Here is a 15,110-nt window from a genome sequence, read left to right on the forward strand (position 1 = left end):
TGTCCTCAGGCTTCGGAGCGCCGACGGCGCAGGTAGATGGAGGCGGCGATCAGCGCGATGCCGATGGCGGCACCGATCCAGATGTCCGGGTCGCCGTAGACACGCGAACTGTCGGTGTGCTGCAAGGCCCATTGCACCAGGTCGCTGGGGTTTTGCAGCGCACTGCTGTCCAGGTTGCCGCTGACGGCAAGCGGCGACCACGTACCAGGCAAGGCGCTGAGCAGGCCGCGATAGCCGACCACGTACCAGACACCGCCGATCGGCAGCGACACGCCCGGCATCGCCGACAGGATGCTCAACATCACGCAGGCCAGCAGTGGGAACAGCACCGCCCACAGGAACGGCTTGCTGCCGGCCCACGCCGAGCAGAACATCAGCCAGCCGACGGTCGGCAGCGACCACAACAGGCTCATCGGCACGGTCTTCAACAGCAGCCACAACAATGCGAACGGGTGCGAGTGAGTAGCCAACGCCCAGGGGCTGGGCACGCCTGCGATCGAGGCGCCAACGATGGCGATCAACCATAACGCCAGGCCGACCACCGTACCGATCACGATGGAAATCAGCGGCGCCAGCAGCAAGGCCCAGGCGGCCTTGGACAATACGGTCTGTACGTCGGAGACCGGCAACGACTTCCAGAACAGCACGCTGCGGTCGCGGCGATCGTCGTAGAGGCTGCCAAGCGCATAGAAGAACACCACGAACGCCAGGACCACCGAGGCGATGCCGACGCCGCCGAGCAGCAGCCCGTCGCCGACCTGACCCAGCGTGCGCGTGTATTCGGCCAGATCGTCCATCCGGATGCTGTCGCCGGTCATGTTGCGGCGCGCACTGATCGCGCCGATCACCGCGCCCAGCAGCGCAAAGAACACCGCGATGCCGCCGGTGATCACCTGCGCCCAGACGAAGCCGCCACGGTGTTCCCAGTATTCGCGTTTGAGTAGCCAGCCGAAGGTACGGGCAGGCGATGCGTGGTTGGTCATGGCATTCATGCGTAGGTCCCCTTCATGACGGCAACAAACAGGTCGGCCAGGCCGGGATTGCGGGTTTCGCCGAAGCGGGCGAGCTGATCCTTGGGCACGCCATCGAACAGCATCACGGTCTTGCCGAAGGGCAGGGCGCGTTCGTCGATCGGGGTCAGGGCGCGCGCAGTCTCCAGGTGTTCGGCACCGACCAGCACTTCGGTGTAGCGCTGCGCCACGTCTTCCATGTCGGCGGTGAGCACGATGCGGCCGTCGCGGATGAACATCACATCGGTGAGGATGTGTTCGATCTCTTCGACCTGGTGGGTGGTGACGATGATGGTCTTCTGCTCGTCGAAGTAATCCTCCAGCAAACGCTGGTAGAACTGCTTGCGATACAGGATGTCCAGGCCCAGCGTGGGCTCGTCCAGCACCAGAATGCGCGCGTCGATGGCCATCACCAGCGCCAGATGCAGCTGCACGATCATGCCCTTGGACAATTCGCGGACCCGCGATTTGCGATTGAGCTGGGTGTTGGCCAAAAAACGCTCGCACTTGGCGCGATCGAAGCGCGGATGCACCCCCGCCACGAAGTCGATCGCTTCGCCCACCCGTAGCCAGCGCGGCAACACCGCCACGTCGGCGATAAAGCAGACTTCGTTCATCAGCGCGTTGCGCTCGGTGCGCGGGTCCATGCCCAGCACCTTCAAGTCGCCGTCGAAGTCGGTCAGCCCCAGCACGGCCTTGAGCGCGGTAGTCTTGCCGGCGCCGTTGGGGCCGATCAATCCGACGATGCGGCCGGCGGCGATGGTGAAGCTGGTGTTGTCCAGCGCCAGCCGATGTTTGTAGGTCTTGCGTAGCCCACGTGCGTCGACGACATGGTCGGTGGAGACGGCGGTCATGGTGTTTTCCCCTGTGGCAACAGATCGTCGATGGACAGGCCCAGGCGCTGGATGCGTTCCAGCACCGCCGGCCATTCTTCATTCAAGAAGCGGTCGCGTTCGCTTCCGCGCAGCTTCTGTGCAGCTTCCGGGGTCATGAACATGCCCAGGCCGCGGCGTTTTTCCACCAGGTTCTCGTCGGCCAACTCCTGGTAGGCGCGCGAGACGGTGATGGGATTGAGTTGATAGTCCGCCGCGACCTGGCGCACCGAAGGCAGTGCGTCGCCAGGTTTGAGGATTCCATCGAGCATCATGGCAATGACCCGTTCCTTGAGTTGGCGGTAGATGGGAGCGCCGTCGCTCCATTGAATGTCGTTCATGATCAGCTCCGTGGGCGCAGAACCTGCGCGAAGGAGAAATAGGGCATCGACAGCGAAGCGCGCAGGTGCCGGCCAGGCCGGGTGCGCTCCTCGGGGGGAGTTGTCGCGTTTTCCGTAACCGCCTCCGACACGCCATAATCGGCGCCGGACTCCGTAACCTGACTGGAAGCGGCTCCCAGCCAACCAATGGCAAACAGGGTGCTGCCGAACAGCAACAGCGGAACTGGTCGCGTGACACGTGTGCTGTTCATGCTTTCCCCCTGCGTTGGATGACTGGTGTTGTATTCAACTATAACACCGACACGCAGGCAGTCAACTGTCTGTCATACCCAACTGATGGCACCCCACGCAGACCGGGGTGCCGAATCATCTTCGAGGAACTTCCAATGCTGCTGAAACGTCTATTGGTCGTTGTATTCGCTGGCTTTTTTGCAAGCTCGGCCATGGCCGCCGGGGCGCCGCTGCTGGATCTGGACTACCGCCCGTTGGCTGGCAAAGCGCCAATCAACCTGAACCGGAGTTACGGCGGCAAGGTAGTGATGGTGGTCAATACCGCCAGCAAATGCGGCTACACACCGCAGTACGAAGGTCTGGAAGCGCTCAACCAGCGCTTCGCCAGCCGCGGGTTTGCGGTGCTGGGCTTTCCATCCAACGATTTCCAGGGACAGGAACCCGGATCTGAGAAGCAGATCCAGGAATTCTGCACGCTGACCTATGGCGTCAAGTTCCCGATGTTTGAGAAGGTGCACGTGCTGGGCAAAGAAGCGACGCCGCTGTATCAGCGCTTGACGCAGGCAACCGGCGTGGCGCCGGGTTGGAACTTCCACAAGTATTTGATTGCACGCGACGGGCGCGTGGTAGCGCAGTTCCCCAGCAAGATCAAACCGGACGATCCGAGCGTGCTCGCAGCGATCGAACGCGAGCTCACTGCGCCGTCGCGCTGAGCGCGGCTCTCGCAACGCCGCGTGCGCATGCGACAATGCGTGTTCAGCGCCGTCAGTGGCGTGTCTTTTCACTTTCGGGAAGTGCATCGAATGAAGATGGGAAAGCGCGGCGCGGCGGCGTCGCTACTGATGGTGGCAATGACGGCTTCGATGCCGGCGATGTCGCAGCAACCGGCCGCAGCGGCCACCAAGGAGAAGCCAGTTTTGAATGCATCGTCTGAGAAAAGCACGCGCGACAACGTCAGCTACGCCATCGGTATGGATGTAGCGCGCTCGTTCGAGCCGATTGCCCAGGACATCGATCTGAGCGCGATGCAACGCGCCATCGAAAATGCATTTAAGGGTGGCAAGCCGCTGTTGTCCGATGAGCAGACTCAGGCGACCGATACCGCATTGCGCACCGCGCTGGCTGCCCGCAATGGTCAGCAGGTGCCGGGCATGGCGCCAGGCTCCGCGCCGGCCACCCCGTCCAAGGAAAATGTCGGCTTGATGCTGGGCGACCGTGCGGTCGGTCCGTCGCTGGCCGGCATCAAGGACGAGATCGATCTGTCGACCCTGATGGAAGCGGTGCGTACCGTGTTCGCCAAGGGCACCACGCGTCTGACCCAGCAGGAAGCGGCCGCCACCATGCAGGCCTTTGCCTCTGCCAAGCAGGGCGCTGCCGGCGCCAAGAATCGCGAAGACGGCAATGCCTTCCTCGCCAAGAACAAAACCGAGAAAGGCGTGATCACCACCGCGTCCGGCCTGCAGTACATGGTGCTGCGCCAGGGCAGCGGCGAGCGCCCGATGCGGACCAACAAGGTCCGTGTGAACTACGAAGGCAAGCTGCTCGACGGGCAGGTCTTCGACAGTTCGTACCAGCGCGGCCAGCCGGCCGAGTTCGGTCTGGATCAAGTCATTCCCGGTTGGACCGAGGGCGTCGCATTGATGCCGGTCGGTTCGAAATATCGTTTCTGGATTCCATCCAACTTGGCCTATGGCCCGAACGGCACGCAAGGGGGGCCGATCGGACCGGACGCAACGTTGACGTTCGATGTCGAACTGATGGGTATCCTTCCCTGATCCCCCACAGGAGTACCCCCACCCATGCGAGTTGCGATCTTTGGTACCGGCTATGTTGGTCTTGTCACCGGTACCTGTCTGGCGGAAGTAGGTCATCACGTTATCTGCGTGGATATCGACCAGGCGAAAGTTGATGGTCTCAATCGTGGGGTGATTCCCATCTACGAACCCGGCTTGGAGCCGATGGTGAAAGCCAACCATGCCTCTGGCCGGTTGCGCTTCACCAGCGACGCCGCCGAGGCGATTGCGCACGGCGAAATCACCTTTATCGCTGTGGGCACGCCGCCGGACGAAGATGGCAGTGCCGACCTGCAGTACGTGCTGGCGGTTGCACGCACTGTCGGTCGCCATATCGATGGCCCGTCGGTCGTGGTCAACAAGTCAACGGTGCCGGTCGGGACCGCCGACAAAGTGCGCGCGGCGATCCAGGAAGAGCTGGACGCACGTGGCGTGGACCATGAGTTCGATGTGGTTTCCAACCCCGAGTTCCTGAAGGAAGGCGATGCAGTGGCCGACTGCATGCGTCCGGACCGGATCGTGATCGGCGCCAAGAAGCCGGCTGCGATCGCACGCATGCGTCGTCTGTATGCCCCGTTCAATCGCAACCGCGATCGCATCGTGGAAATGGACGTGCGCTCGGCCGAGCTCACCAAGTACGCGGCCAACGCGATGCTGGCGACCAAGATCAGTTTCATGAACGAGATCGCCAATATCGCCGAGCGTGTCGGTGCGGACGTCGAGCATGTGCGTAACGGGATCGGCTCTGATCCGCGCATTGGCTGGCACTTCATCTATCCCGGTGCCGGTTACGGCGGCTCGTGCTTCCCCAAGGACGTGCAGGCGCTTGCCAAGACGGCAGAGCAGTACGGCATGCAGCCGACCCTGCTCAACGCGGTGGAAAGCGTCAACAACGCGCAGAAGGGTCATCTGTTCGAACTGGTGCAGCGTCATTACGGTGGCGAAGGCGGCAGCATCGCCGGCAAGACCTTCGCGGTGTGGGGCCTGGCGTTCAAGCCCAATACCGACGACATGCGTGCGGCTTCCAGCCGTCGTCTGATGGCGCAGTTGTGGGAAGCCGGTGCCACCGTGCGTGCCTACGACCCGGAAGCCACGCACGAGGCCAAGCGCATCTTCGGCGAGCGCGACGACCTGACCTTCTGCGACGAAGCCTTTGCTGCACTGGAAGGCGCCGATGCACTGGTTGTTGTCACCGAGTGGAAGCAGTTCCGTAGCCCGGATTTCGGCAAGATCAAGCAGGCATTGAAGGACGACGTCGTGTTCGACGGCCGCAACCTGTATGACCCGCAGGAAATCGAAGCCGCCGGTCTTGCTTACTACGCCATCGGACGAGGCCGTTCGTTGCATGCATGAGCAACTCTCGCCGCGCGACCAGGAACTGGACGCGCGGTTGGTGGAACTGGAAACGCGCCTCTCCTTCCAGGAGCAGGCGCTCAATGAACTGAGTGAAGCACTTGCGGACGCCCGTTTGACGGGTGCCCGCAATGCCGAGCTGATCCGCCACCTGCTCGAGGATCTGGGCAAGGTGCGCTCCACGTTGTTTGCCGATGCAGCGGACGAACCGCCGCCTCCGCACTATTGATTGCAGATTGCCACCGCCATGAGCGATACCTTACGTGACCAGTTGCTTGGCCTGGGCTTCAAGTCCGCCCCCAAGCCCGAACGCAAACCCGACGCACGGCCTGCCGCGCGTCACCATGGCAACGGTGGCAAGCCCGCACCCGGCGGCAACAGGCCGGGTGGCCAGGGCAGGGGACCGCAGCGGCCACACGCCGCTGCGGCGACCGATGCAACCAGCGAACGCAAAAGCGATGGCAGGCCCGACCGGCGCCACGATGGCAAGCCGGCAGCGTCGCCACGCCCCCAACATTCCAATGCCGACCGGCGTGGCCCCAGGCCGGCGCGTACGCGCGAGGACATCGACCTGGCCAAGGCCTATGCGATCCGTGCGCAACGCGAAAAGGATGAGCGCATCGAAGCCGAGCGGCTGAAGCAGGAAGAAGCACGCCTGCGTCGCGAAGCCAAGGCCAAGCTCGAGGAGCTGCTCAAGGACAAGGGCTTGAACCATCCCGATGCCGACATCGCGCGGCATTTCCCGTATGGCGGCAAGATCAAGCGCATCTATGTCACCGCCGATCAGCTCAAGGCACTCAATGCTGGCGAGCTGGGCGTGCTGCAACTCAATGGGCGCTATCTGCTGGTGACGGCCGAGGTGCTCGCCGAGGCCGAATCCGTATTCGCACCGTCGCTCGCCCTGAAGGTGGACCCGAATGCGCCGGCAGGCGACGACCCGTACGCCGATCCCCAATATCAGGTGCCCGACGATCTGGTCTGGTAACACCGCAATCCACTTGTGGTGGGACGCGTGGGCACCTGTTGGGTGCCCTTGTGTTGAGTGCAACCAAGCCGCTGCAGTGTGGCGAAATGAGCACGGCTGATATCTGATCGTATGTACGACATCGTCGTCGCGACGCATGGCGCGGTCACCGATCTGCCTACTGCTGCGTTTCCACGGAGCTTCGCTCATAAATTTGCCCGGCAAGATGGCCTGGCACCGCTTTTCAGGAATCAGGATGATGCGCGCGCAGATAGGGAACGGTTATTTCGCACATATCGACGGCTTGCGTGCGCTAGCCGTGCTGTCGGTCATCGCCTATCACCTGGACGCGAGCTGGTTGCCCGGTGGCTTCACCGGTGTCGATATCTTCTTCGTCATCTCCGGGTTTGTGGTCAGCGCCTCGGTCGATCGGCTACCTCGCGTATCGGTTGCGGCAGAACTTGCCCGCTTCTATGCGCGTCGCTTGCGGCGCATTGCGCCCGCGCTGCTGGCATGTCTGGTGGCCACTGCGCTGTTCTCGATGGTGTTCATCCCCGAGTCGTGGCTAAGCGAATCCAGCACCAAGACCGGGCGCATGGCCCTGTTCGGTTTGAGCAACTGGGTGCTTGCCAGCGTGGGGCAGGATTATTTTTCGCCACGCGCAGAGTTCAATCCGTACACGCAAACATGGTCGCTCGGCGTCGAAGAGCAGTTTTATTTGCTGTTTCCGTGGATGTTTCTGGCGTGGATGCGCGGCGGTGCCGGGCGCGCATGGTCGCTGGGCGTGTTCGCGCTCGCTAGTGCGGCTTCGCTCGCGTACGCGTGGCAGCGCACGCATGTGCCGGGGCATGAAGTCACGTCGTTTTATCTGACGACCGCGCGTTTCTGGCAACTGGGTGGGGGCGTGCTGTTGTATCAAGGCATGACACTGCTCGGGCGCCGCGAAGGACGCCATCTGTTTGCCATCGGCATCGCGATGCCGGCTGCACTGCGCGCGCTGCTATTGGTGCTGGCGTTGGCCAGCATCGGAAATGGCTTGTGGAATGCGCGCCCCGGCCATTCGCCGTGGAGCGACGGACTTTGGCCGGTGTTGGGCACGCTGGCCTTGCTGGCGTTGTTGCATCGACACGCCGACGGCTGGGCGGGGCGCGTCCTGTCCGCCAGGCCAATGGTGGCGATCGGCCGCATCTCGTATTCGCTGTATCTGTGGCACTGGCCGGTTCTGGTGCTGTTGCGGTGGACCGTCGGGTTGGAATCGGCCGGTGCCAAACTTGCGGCGGTAGCGTTGACGTTCGCGTGTGCGGTGGCTTCGTATCGTTGGGTGGAGTTGCCCTGGCGCACGCGTCGTCTGAGCGGTCGCTCGAACATGCGCGTTGTGGCGATCGGCATCGGCGCGCTGGTGCTGGCTGCGGGCGTGCAGTCGTTACTGATCAAGTCCGCGCCGTATGTGTCGTTGAGCGTGGTCAGCAGGCATCCACTGGATTGGTATGCCTATGCCCGTAGCCTGCGCAAGGAATTTCCGGACTGCCGCCTGCTGGCGAGCAATGCATCAGTCAACGGGCAGCCGGTGCGGATTTTCGCGCGCGGGCAGTGCACGCGACCGGCTAAGACGCAGCGGCAGGTCTTTGTGATAGGCGATTCGCACGCGCTGGCCTACAACGAAATGCTGCGACGCTTTCCCGTTGTCGAAGGTGGCAGCGTCCGCATGTACGGGGTCGCCGGTTGTTCGGTCGCTTCGATGCAACCTGGCGCGCAAGTGCCCGGGTGCGAGGCGTTCGTGCGCCCCGCGCTGGAAGATGTGATCGCCAACGCACATCCTGGTGATGTGCTGTTTCTGCCAGGGTTGCGTGTGCCGCGACTGGCCGAGCAGGACGCGCTGTTCGATCTGGATGCCAATGTCGCTACGTTGCAGAGCGAACAGGCGCAACGCGAACGTGATGCGAGTGTTGCCGCAACCATCGCTCTGCTGGCGCCGGCACAGGCGCGGGGCGTGCGGATCGTGTTCGAAGCGCCCAAGCCTGTGCTCAGGGCACCGCCGTACCGATGCTCAGATTGGTTCAATCGCCACAACGCGGTATGCGTCAACGGCATGCAGATCGAGCGAGCCGTCATTGAGCGGTACCGCGCACCGGCACTGGACGGTGTGCATCGCATTACCGCAGCGCTGGGCGGCGCCAGTGTCTGGGACCCGCTGCCACTGCTGTGCGATGCGCAGACGTGCGCGCCGACCCGGCATGGCCGACCGCTGTTCTTCGATGCCGACCATCTGAGCGGCTACGGCAATCGTGTGCTGCTGCCCAGCTTCGCTGCGCATCTGCGTGGCTTACCGGCGCAGGCGCCAACGCACTAACCGGATCAGGCAGCGATAGACATGCCGGTCACGGCAGGCACGGCACCATGCACGCCGTTGCCGGTCGACGCAGTCGGGCATAAGGTCAGCTGCGTTGTCGCTCACTTCCTGCCGATGGTGCCGCATATGTCCATGCCTTCAAACTCCACGCAAGCTCGTGCCATTTTGCAGGCGTCGTTGATGCCCGCTGCTGCGTTCAACGTTCTGCGGCTGCAGGCAGGTCGACACCTGGAATGGGCCGGAGCGGTGTTGGCGCTATGCCTGGCCAGTCCGCAGGCATTTGCGCAATCGGAAGACGCCCCGGCGTTCGACCGTCCTGGTATCCCGTTCGCTGCCGAGGTGCTGCAGCCTGGCGCGTTCGCCTGGGAGCAGGGCTTGCCGGATGCCAGTACCGATCGTGCCGATGGTCAGCGCACGACGCTGTACACCGCCGACACGGTGCTGCGTCTTGGGGTATCCGAGCATATGGAGCTGCAACTGGGCAGCGACAGTTACAACTGGCAGCACGGTGGTGGTGCGCGCACGTACGGCGGTGGCGACAGCCAGGTCGGGTTGAAGGTCGCCTTGCCGTCGCGTTCGGAGAGTTTCCATTGGGCGGCACTGGGCACCTATCACGTGCCTACCGGCAGCCCTGCCTTCAGCGATGGCTATTCGCGCGAGCTCGGGGTGACTGCATCGTGGGATCTTTCGCAGCAGCGCGCGCTGGCGTTGTACGTCAATTACGCACGCGATAACGACGGGCACACCTGGACGTTTTCGCCCAACTACACGTTCTTTTCGGGCGAGCATTTCAGCAGTTATGTGGAAGCTGGCCTGGACACCGGCAGCGAGCATTCGCGTGTGGCGGGCGCTGGCGGTGCCTGGCAACTGCCGCATGCAATGCAGCTGGATGTTTCGGTGCTGCGCGGGCTGACCTCGGAAAGCCCGGATTGGCAGGGTGGGATCGGCTTGTCGATCGCGTTTCAGTAACGGGTCAATAGCAGCCCAGGCACGCGTGCGACAGCGAGGCGCGAGTCCTGGCGTTGCGGCGGCCCCCTACGTGCCTTGCTGGAGCAACGGCACGGCCGCTTGGATTTCAGACGCTTGCGTGACCGCAGCAGATCGCTCGACTGCACGTCACGGCGGTCGGTTAGACGTGCGGGTGATCAATCGACGCGCGTGGAGCGGGGTGGGGCGCACGGCGCAACGCGCGTTCCATCCACACATCGCAACGGAACGCCGCGGTTGCCAGAAGCTGCAGTAAGCTGTTTATCTCGACCGATGCGGCCCGGTGCCATCGACCGCCACAGTTGAGCCGCTGGCATCTGTGCGGCCAATGCTGCACTGCCGCATGCATTGAATGGCGGGAAAAGGCTTAATTGGATCGATCCAATTCCAGTCCATTACATGCGCGTTTTTCACTCAGCGGGTCTCAGCGCTTGACGCGTCCCAAGCAGGCCTCGGCTGCGCCGGCGGCTGGCGAAGTACGTCTGGCGCGGCGCGGCGCGGTGACGCTGCGCGACATCGCAGGCGCAATCGGCGTCTCGCGCGCAACCGTGTCGCTGGTGCTGCGCGGCAGCCCGCTGGTGCATGCCAGCACGCGCGCGCGGGTGGAAGCCGAGCTGGATCGGCAAAACTACGTCTACAACCGGGCCGCGGCCAATCTGCGCCAGCGCACCTCGTCCAGCATCGCGCTGGTCATCAATGATCTGTCCAACCCGTTCTTCGCGGAATTTGCAGCAGGGGTCGACGAAGCGTTGGGTGCGGCCGGCTATGTGACGCTGCTGGGCAGTACCGGCGAGTCCACGCAGCGGCAGCAGGCGGTGCTGACCTCGTTGATGGAGCACACGCCGGCCGGGATCATCCTCTCGCCCGCCGAGGGCAGCCAGGCGCAGGCCTTGGCGCAGGTGCTCGGCCGCCAGCGCAACGTGGTGCTGTTCAATCGCGAAGTGGAAGGCGCCGGCTGGGACCTGTTGGCGCTGGACAACGAACAGGGCGCGTTTCTGGCCTGCACGCATCTGATTGAACAAGGTCATCGGCACATCGTGTTTTTCGGCGGGCATGCCGAATCCAGCTCATGCCGGCAGCGCCGCTCCGGTTATACGCGCGCGATGTCCGGCGCGGGTCTGGCGGTGCAGTACGTCGAGTCGGCACCCAATCGTCAGGACGCCGCACTGTGTGGCACGCGCATGCTCGACAACGCCGACCAGGCCGTGACCGCGGCGGTTTGCTACAACGACAGCGTTGCGCTTGGCCTGATGGCCGCGCTGGCGATGCATGGGATCGTTCCGGGCCGCGACTTCGCGGTGACTGGCTTCGACGATATTGCCGAAGCCGCGTTGTTTACCCCGGCGTTGACCACGCTGGCGGCCGATCCGCGTGCGCGCGGCCGGCAAGCTGCGCAGCTGGTGCTGCAGCGCATCGGCAGCCCGGACCTGGCGTCGCAGCGGCTGACCGCTGCAGTGGCGCTGAAGGTCCGCGCGAGTAGCGCCTGCGCGCCCTCACTCCTCTCTGTGTCTTCGCAACATCCCGTAAGCGATTTTCCCGCCCATTCCCCCACCAAGGCCTCAGGCCGCTGACCAGGCAACTCCTATGGTTTCCCTTTCCACGCAATCCACTGTGCCAAGCGGCAACAAGGCGCCCGTCAACAACGGCGTCGCGTTGTCGGTGGTCACCACGATCTTTTTCATGTGGGGCTTTCTCACCTGCCTCAACGACATCCTGATTCCGCATCTGAAGGCGGTGTTCGAGCTGAACTTTGCGCAGGCGATGCTGGTGCAGTTCACCTTCTTCGGTGCGTACTTCCTGATGTCGTTGCCGGCCGGTTGGCTGGTGAATCGCCTTGGCTACAAGCAGGGCATTGTCGCTGGGCTGGCGGTGGCGGCGGTCGGTGCGCTGGGTTTCTGGCCTGCGGCGGAACTGCGCGTGTATGGCGCATTTCTGGGGGCGTTGTTCGTGCTTGCCACCGGCATCACCATCCTGCAGGTGGCGGCAAACCCGTATGTCGCGTTGCTGGGTCCGGAGCGCAGTGCCTCCAGCCGGCTGACCCTGGCGCAGGCACTCAATTCGCTGGGTACCGCGATTGCGCCGCTGCTGGGCGGCTGGTTGATCCTCTCCAACACGGTGATGAGTGGCGACCAGCTCAAGGCGTTGCCGGAGGCCGAGCAGCTGGCGTATCGAGTGCAGGAAGCGCAGGCCGTGCAAGGCCCTTACATCGGGCTGGGCGTGGTGCTGTTTTTGCTGGCGATCTTCGTGTTTCTGTTCCGTCTGCCCGCGTTGACCGATGCCAGCGCGCAGAAGGAAGAGAGCAAGCATTCGCTATTGGATGCGCTGCGTCACCCGCATGTGCGCTTCGGTGTGCTGGCGATCTTCTTCTATGTCGGCGCAGAAGTGGCGATCGGCAGCCTGATGGTCAATTACTTCTCGTTGCCTGAGATCGGCGGGTTCACCGAGCGCGAGGCGACCACCTATGTGTCGGCGTACTGGACCTTGGCGATGATCGGCCGCTTCATCGGTTCGGCGTTGTTGGCCAAGCTGTCGCCACGCGTGCTGCTGTCGGTATTTGCGGGGATCAACGCCTTGCTGCTGGGCCTGACCATGGCCAGTGGCGGCATGCTGGCGGTGTATGCGCTGGTGGCGATCGGGCTGTTCAACTCGATCATGTTCCCGACTATCTTTACCCTGGGCATCGAGCGGCTCGGTCCGCTGACCGGGCGCGCATCCAGCCTGTTGATCATGGCCATTGTGGGTGGCGCGATCGTGCCGTATCTGCAGGGCTTGCTGGCGGATCGTATCGGCCTGCATGAGTCGTTCGTGCTGCCGCTGGTGTGCTACCTGTACATCGTGTTTTACGGCATCTGGGGTTCGCGTTTGCGCGGCGCACTGGCGGAGGCGCGCGCATGAGTGCTGCCAAGAACCAGGTGGTCTGTTTCGGTGAAGCCTTGATCGACATGCTGGCCTTGCCGCAGGCCAGCACCGATGACGCGCGCACCTTCGCGCAATATGCCGGCGGTGCGCCGGCCAACGTGGCGGTTGCGGTGGCAAAGCTCGGCGGCGCTGCGCATTTTGTGGGCATGCTCGGGCGCGACATGTTTGGCGATTTCCTGTTGCAGAGTCTGCAGCAGGCCGGTGTTGTCACCGATGGCATCGTGCGCACCGATGAAGCCAAGACCGCGCTGGCGTTTGTGGCGCTGGACGACGCCGGCGAGCGCAGTTTCAGCTTCTACCGGCCACCGGCAGCGGACCTGCTGTTCCGTCCGGAGCACTTTGCCGCCGATGGGTTTGCGCAGGCAGCGGTGCTGCACGTGTGCTCCAACAGCATGACCGAGGATGCGATCGCGCAATGCACGCTGGACGGCATGCGCCGCGCGCGTGCCGACGGCGCCATCGTCAGCCTGGACCTCAATCTGCGCCCGATGCTGTGGCCGCAGGATGTGGATCCGGCTGCGTTGCTGTGGGAAGCGTTGGCGCTGGCCGATGTGGTCAAGCTCTCGCGCGAAGAACTGGAGTATCTGGCCGGCACCTTGCACAGCGACGCCAGCGCGGTGACGCAGAAGCTGTGGCAGGGAAACGCGCGCTGGCTGTTGGTCACCGACGGCGGTGGCCCGGTGCATTGGCAGACACGGGTGGATTCCGGCCAGGTGCCGGCGTTCACTGTGCAGGTGCGCGACAGCACCGCGGCTGGCGATGCGTTCGTCGGTGGTCTGCTGTATCAGCTGGCCGCACGTGCGAGCACGCTTGAACACCTGTGCGGCGATGCTGCGGCGATGACGCAGGTGATTCGTTTCGCCGCCGCTGTCGGTGCACTGGCCGTGACGCGCAAAGGCGCGTTCGCCGCGATGCCCAGCATCGATGAAGTCCATTCTCTGATCCAGGAACAAGCATGAGCCCGTTGCCCGCATCTCCCGCTCCCGATTTCCGCTCGGCCGATGTGTTGCGCCAGCATATTGCCGACACCATGGCGTTCTATCACCCGCGCGCGATCGACCCGGCCGGTGGCTTCTTCCAGTATTTCAAGGATGACGGCAGCATCTACGATGCCGGCCACCGGCATCTGGTGAGCAGCACGCGCTTCGTCTTCAACTACGCGATGGCGTATCGCGAATTCGGCAATGCCGAGTACCTGCAAGCGGTGCGTCACGGCCTGGAGTATCTGCGCAACGTGCACCGCAATGCTGCCACTGGCGGGTATGCGTGGACGCTGCGCGATGGCGTGGTCGAAGACGACATGAACCACTGCTACGGCGTGGCGTTCGTGCTGCTGGCGTATTCGTGCGGCCTGAAAGCCGGTGTTGCCGAAGCGCGCGAATGGATGGACGAAACCTGGCAGCTGCTGGAAAAGTATTTCTGGGAAGCGGAATTCGGCCTGTATCGCGATGAGGCCGATGCGCAGTTCAACTTCACCCGCTATCGCGGCCAGAACGCCAACATGCACATGTGCGAGGCGATGATCGCCGCCTACGAGGCCAGCGGCGAGCAGCGCTATCTCGATCGTGCGTTGCAGCTGGCCGACACCATGACCCGGCGCCAGGCGGCCAAGGCCGATGGGTTGGTGTGGGAGCACTATGACCCGCAATGGAACATCGACTGGGACTACAACCGCGATAACCCCAAGCATTTGTTCCGCCCCTGGGGCTTCCAGCCGGGTCACCAGACCGAGTGGGCCAAGCTGCTGATGCTGCTGGATCGCTACGCGCCGACAGACTGGTTGTTGCCGACTGCGCAGCATCTGTTCGATGTTGCGGTGGATCGCTCCTGGGATGCGCAGCGCGGCGGGCTGTATTACGGCTTCGCACCTGACGGGCAGGTGTGCGATGACGACAAGTATTTCTGGGTGCAGGCCGAGTCGTTGGCTGCAGCTGCCTTGTTGGCGCAGCGCAGTGGCGATGCGCGCTACTGGCAGTGGTACGACAAGCTGTGGGAGTACTCCTGGGCCCACATGGTCGACCACCGCTACGGCGCGTGGTATCGCATTCTGGATGCGGATAACCGCAAGTACAGCGACGAGAAGAGCCCGGCCGGCAAGACCGATTACCACACCATGGGCGCGTGCTACGAAGTGTTGAACGTGTTGCGTCCAGCAGTTTGATGCGGGTGTGAAAGGGCGCGGCCGTCTATGTGCGGCCGCGCCGTGATGTAGGAGCGCACCCGGGCGCGATGGGGCTTTATCTGTAAGGCCCCGTCGCGCCCGGGTGCGCTCCTACGTTGGTTGGTCGCT

15 protein-coding genes and 1 pseudogene are annotated in these 15,110 nt (G+C 63.5%); 12 read left to right on the forward strand and 4 right to left on the reverse strand.

Annotation, left to right across the window (positions count from 1 at the left end; genetic code table 11):
• Positions 1-5: 5 nt before the first annotated feature.
• From ACZZ0O_RS14155 to ACZZ0O_RS14170, 4 genes are read right to left on the reverse strand one after another with little or no spacing between them, the layout of a single operon-like run.
• Positions 6-992 carry an ABC transporter permease gene (locus ACZZ0O_RS14155; protein WP_311238725.1) on the reverse strand — a complete coding sequence of 329 codons (987 nt, stop codon included), beginning with the start codon at positions 990-992 and terminating at the stop codon, positions 6-8.
• Positions 989-1,864, reverse strand: coding sequence for an ABC transporter ATP-binding protein (locus ACZZ0O_RS14160; RefSeq protein WP_115527501.1), 876 nt, complete (start codon positions 1,862-1,864; stop codon positions 989-991). The genes ACZZ0O_RS14155 and ACZZ0O_RS14160 overlap by 4 nt, the downstream gene beginning before the upstream one ends.
• Positions 1,861-2,223 (reverse strand): GntR family transcriptional regulator, encoded by a 363-nt coding sequence (locus ACZZ0O_RS14165; protein ID WP_005988451.1) that lies wholly within the window; start codon positions 2,221-2,223, stop codon positions 1,861-1,863. Before ACZZ0O_RS14165 ends, ACZZ0O_RS14160 begins: the two co-directional genes overlap by 4 nt.
• A 2-nt stretch (positions 2,224-2,225) precedes the next feature.
• Positions 2,226-2,474 carry a hypothetical protein gene (locus ACZZ0O_RS14170; protein ID WP_055844822.1) on the reverse strand — a complete coding sequence of 83 codons (249 nt, stop codon included), beginning with the start codon at positions 2,472-2,474 and terminating at the stop codon, positions 2,226-2,228.
• A gap of 135 nt (positions 2,475-2,609) precedes the next feature.
• On the opposite strand from ACZZ0O_RS14170, the gene ACZZ0O_RS14175 reads away from it, so the two are divergent.
• The 12 genes and pseudogenes from ACZZ0O_RS14175 to ACZZ0O_RS14230 all read left to right on the forward strand — a co-directional run bounded on the left by ACZZ0O_RS14175 (position 2,610) and on the right by ACZZ0O_RS14230 (position 14,981).
• Positions 2,610-3,167: a glutathione peroxidase gene (locus tag ACZZ0O_RS14175; protein WP_115512068.1), complete on the forward strand. Its 558-nt coding sequence runs from the start codon at positions 2,610-2,612 to the stop codon at positions 3,165-3,167.
• A 35-nt stretch (positions 3,168-3,202) separates the two neighbouring features.
• Entirely contained in the window at positions 3,203-3,388 is a 186-nt protein-coding gene (locus ACZZ0O_RS14180) for a hypothetical protein (protein WP_463592558.1), read from the forward strand.
• Positions 3,306-4,229, forward strand: a complete 924-nt coding sequence (locus tag ACZZ0O_RS14185) for an FKBP-type peptidyl-prolyl cis-trans isomerase (protein ID WP_463592453.1) — start codon at positions 3,306-3,308, stop codon at positions 4,227-4,229. Before ACZZ0O_RS14180 ends, ACZZ0O_RS14185 begins: the two co-directional genes overlap by 83 nt.
• A 24-nt stretch (positions 4,230-4,253) precedes the next feature.
• Positions 4,254-5,600 carry a UDP-glucose dehydrogenase family protein gene (locus ACZZ0O_RS14190; protein ID WP_055844814.1) on the forward strand — a complete coding sequence of 449 codons (1,347 nt, stop codon included), beginning with the start codon at positions 4,254-4,256 and terminating at the stop codon, positions 5,598-5,600.
• The gene (locus ACZZ0O_RS14195) at positions 5,593-5,829 is read left to right on the forward strand and encodes a SlyX family protein (RefSeq protein WP_024939344.1); all 237 of its coding nucleotides are present in this window, start codon (positions 5,593-5,595) and stop codon (positions 5,827-5,829) included. The genes ACZZ0O_RS14190 and ACZZ0O_RS14195 overlap by 8 nt, the downstream gene beginning before the upstream one ends.
• An 18-nt stretch (positions 5,830-5,847) precedes the next feature.
• Positions 5,848-6,585 (forward strand): DUF2058 domain-containing protein, encoded by a 738-nt coding sequence (locus tag ACZZ0O_RS14200; RefSeq protein WP_463591069.1) that lies wholly within the window; start codon positions 5,848-5,850, stop codon positions 6,583-6,585.
• Between the two features lie 238 nt (positions 6,586-6,823).
• On the forward strand, positions 6,824-8,914 hold the full coding sequence (locus ACZZ0O_RS14205; protein WP_463591070.1) for an acyltransferase family protein: 2,091 nt from the start codon (positions 6,824-6,826) through the stop codon (positions 8,912-8,914).
• A gap of 126 nt (positions 8,915-9,040) precedes the next feature.
• A complete protein-coding gene (locus tag ACZZ0O_RS14210) occupies positions 9,041-9,883 on the forward strand; it encodes a transporter (protein ID WP_463591071.1) in 843 nt (280 codons plus the stop codon).
• 497 nt (positions 9,884-10,380) lie between these two features.
• Positions 10,381-11,472, forward strand: a pseudogene (locus ACZZ0O_RS14215) (LacI family DNA-binding transcriptional regulator); the annotation flags it as partial.
• A gap of 13 nt (positions 11,473-11,485) precedes the next feature.
• Positions 11,486-12,796, forward strand: coding sequence for an L-fucose:H+ symporter permease (gene fucP / locus ACZZ0O_RS14220; RefSeq protein ID WP_463591072.1), 1,311 nt, complete (start codon positions 11,486-11,488; stop codon positions 12,794-12,796).
• The gene (locus ACZZ0O_RS14225; protein WP_055846199.1) at positions 12,793-13,779 is read left to right on the forward strand and encodes a carbohydrate kinase family protein; all 987 of its coding nucleotides are present in this window, start codon (positions 12,793-12,795) and stop codon (positions 13,777-13,779) included. Before fucP ends, ACZZ0O_RS14225 begins: the two co-directional genes overlap by 4 nt.
• Positions 13,776-14,981 (forward strand): AGE family epimerase/isomerase, encoded by a 1,206-nt coding sequence (locus ACZZ0O_RS14230; RefSeq protein WP_463591073.1) that lies wholly within the window; start codon positions 13,776-13,778, stop codon positions 14,979-14,981. The genes ACZZ0O_RS14225 and ACZZ0O_RS14230 overlap by 4 nt, the downstream gene beginning before the upstream one ends.
• Positions 14,982-15,110 lie beyond the last annotated feature (129 nt).

It is taken from the genome of Xanthomonas sp. AC360 (genome assembly GCF_979258225.1).

What these genes read in the sequence shown, in the direction of transcription:
- ACZZ0O_RS14185 (WP_463592453.1), top strand. Translation starts at nt 3,306, where the DNA reads ATGACGGCTTCGATGCCGGCGATGTCGCAGCAACCGGCCGCAGCGGCC.
- ACZZ0O_RS14165 (WP_005988451.1), bottom strand. Translation starts at nt 2,223, where the DNA reads ATGAACGACATTCAATGGAGCGACGGCGCTCCCATCTACCGCCAACTC.
- ACZZ0O_RS14200 (WP_463591069.1), top strand. Translation starts at nt 5,848, where the DNA reads ATGAGCGATACCTTACGTGACCAGTTGCTTGGCCTGGGCTTCAAGTCC.
- ACZZ0O_RS14170 (WP_055844822.1), bottom strand. Translation starts at nt 2,474, where the DNA reads ATGAACAGCACACGTGTCACGCGACCAGTTCCGCTGTTGCTGTTCGGC.
- ACZZ0O_RS14210 (WP_463591071.1), top strand. Translation starts at nt 9,041, where the DNA reads ATGTCCATGCCTTCAAACTCCACGCAAGCTCGTGCCATTTTGCAGGCG.
- fucP (WP_463591072.1), top strand. Translation starts at nt 11,486, where the DNA reads ATGGTTTCCCTTTCCACGCAATCCACTGTGCCAAGCGGCAACAAGGCG.
- ACZZ0O_RS14180 (WP_463592558.1), top strand. Translation starts at nt 3,203, where the DNA reads ATGCGTGTTCAGCGCCGTCAGTGGCGTGTCTTTTCACTTTCGGGAAGT.
- ACZZ0O_RS14190 (WP_055844814.1), top strand. Translation starts at nt 4,254, where the DNA reads ATGCGAGTTGCGATCTTTGGTACCGGCTATGTTGGTCTTGTCACCGGT.
- ACZZ0O_RS14195 (WP_024939344.1), top strand. Translation starts at nt 5,593, where the DNA reads ATGCATGAGCAACTCTCGCCGCGCGACCAGGAACTGGACGCGCGGTTG.
- ACZZ0O_RS14160 (WP_115527501.1), bottom strand. Translation starts at nt 1,864, where the DNA reads ATGACCGCCGTCTCCACCGACCATGTCGTCGACGCACGTGGGCTACGC.
- ACZZ0O_RS14175 (WP_115512068.1), top strand. Translation starts at nt 2,610, where the DNA reads ATGCTGCTGAAACGTCTATTGGTCGTTGTATTCGCTGGCTTTTTTGCA.
- ACZZ0O_RS14225 (WP_055846199.1), top strand. Translation starts at nt 12,793, where the DNA reads ATGAGTGCTGCCAAGAACCAGGTGGTCTGTTTCGGTGAAGCCTTGATC.
- ACZZ0O_RS14205 (WP_463591070.1), top strand. Translation starts at nt 6,824, where the DNA reads ATGCGCGCGCAGATAGGGAACGGTTATTTCGCACATATCGACGGCTTG.
- ACZZ0O_RS14230 (WP_463591073.1), top strand. Translation starts at nt 13,776, where the DNA reads ATGAGCCCGTTGCCCGCATCTCCCGCTCCCGATTTCCGCTCGGCCGAT.
- ACZZ0O_RS14155 (WP_311238725.1), bottom strand. Translation starts at nt 992, where the DNA reads ATGAATGCCATGACCAACCACGCATCGCCTGCCCGTACCTTCGGCTGG.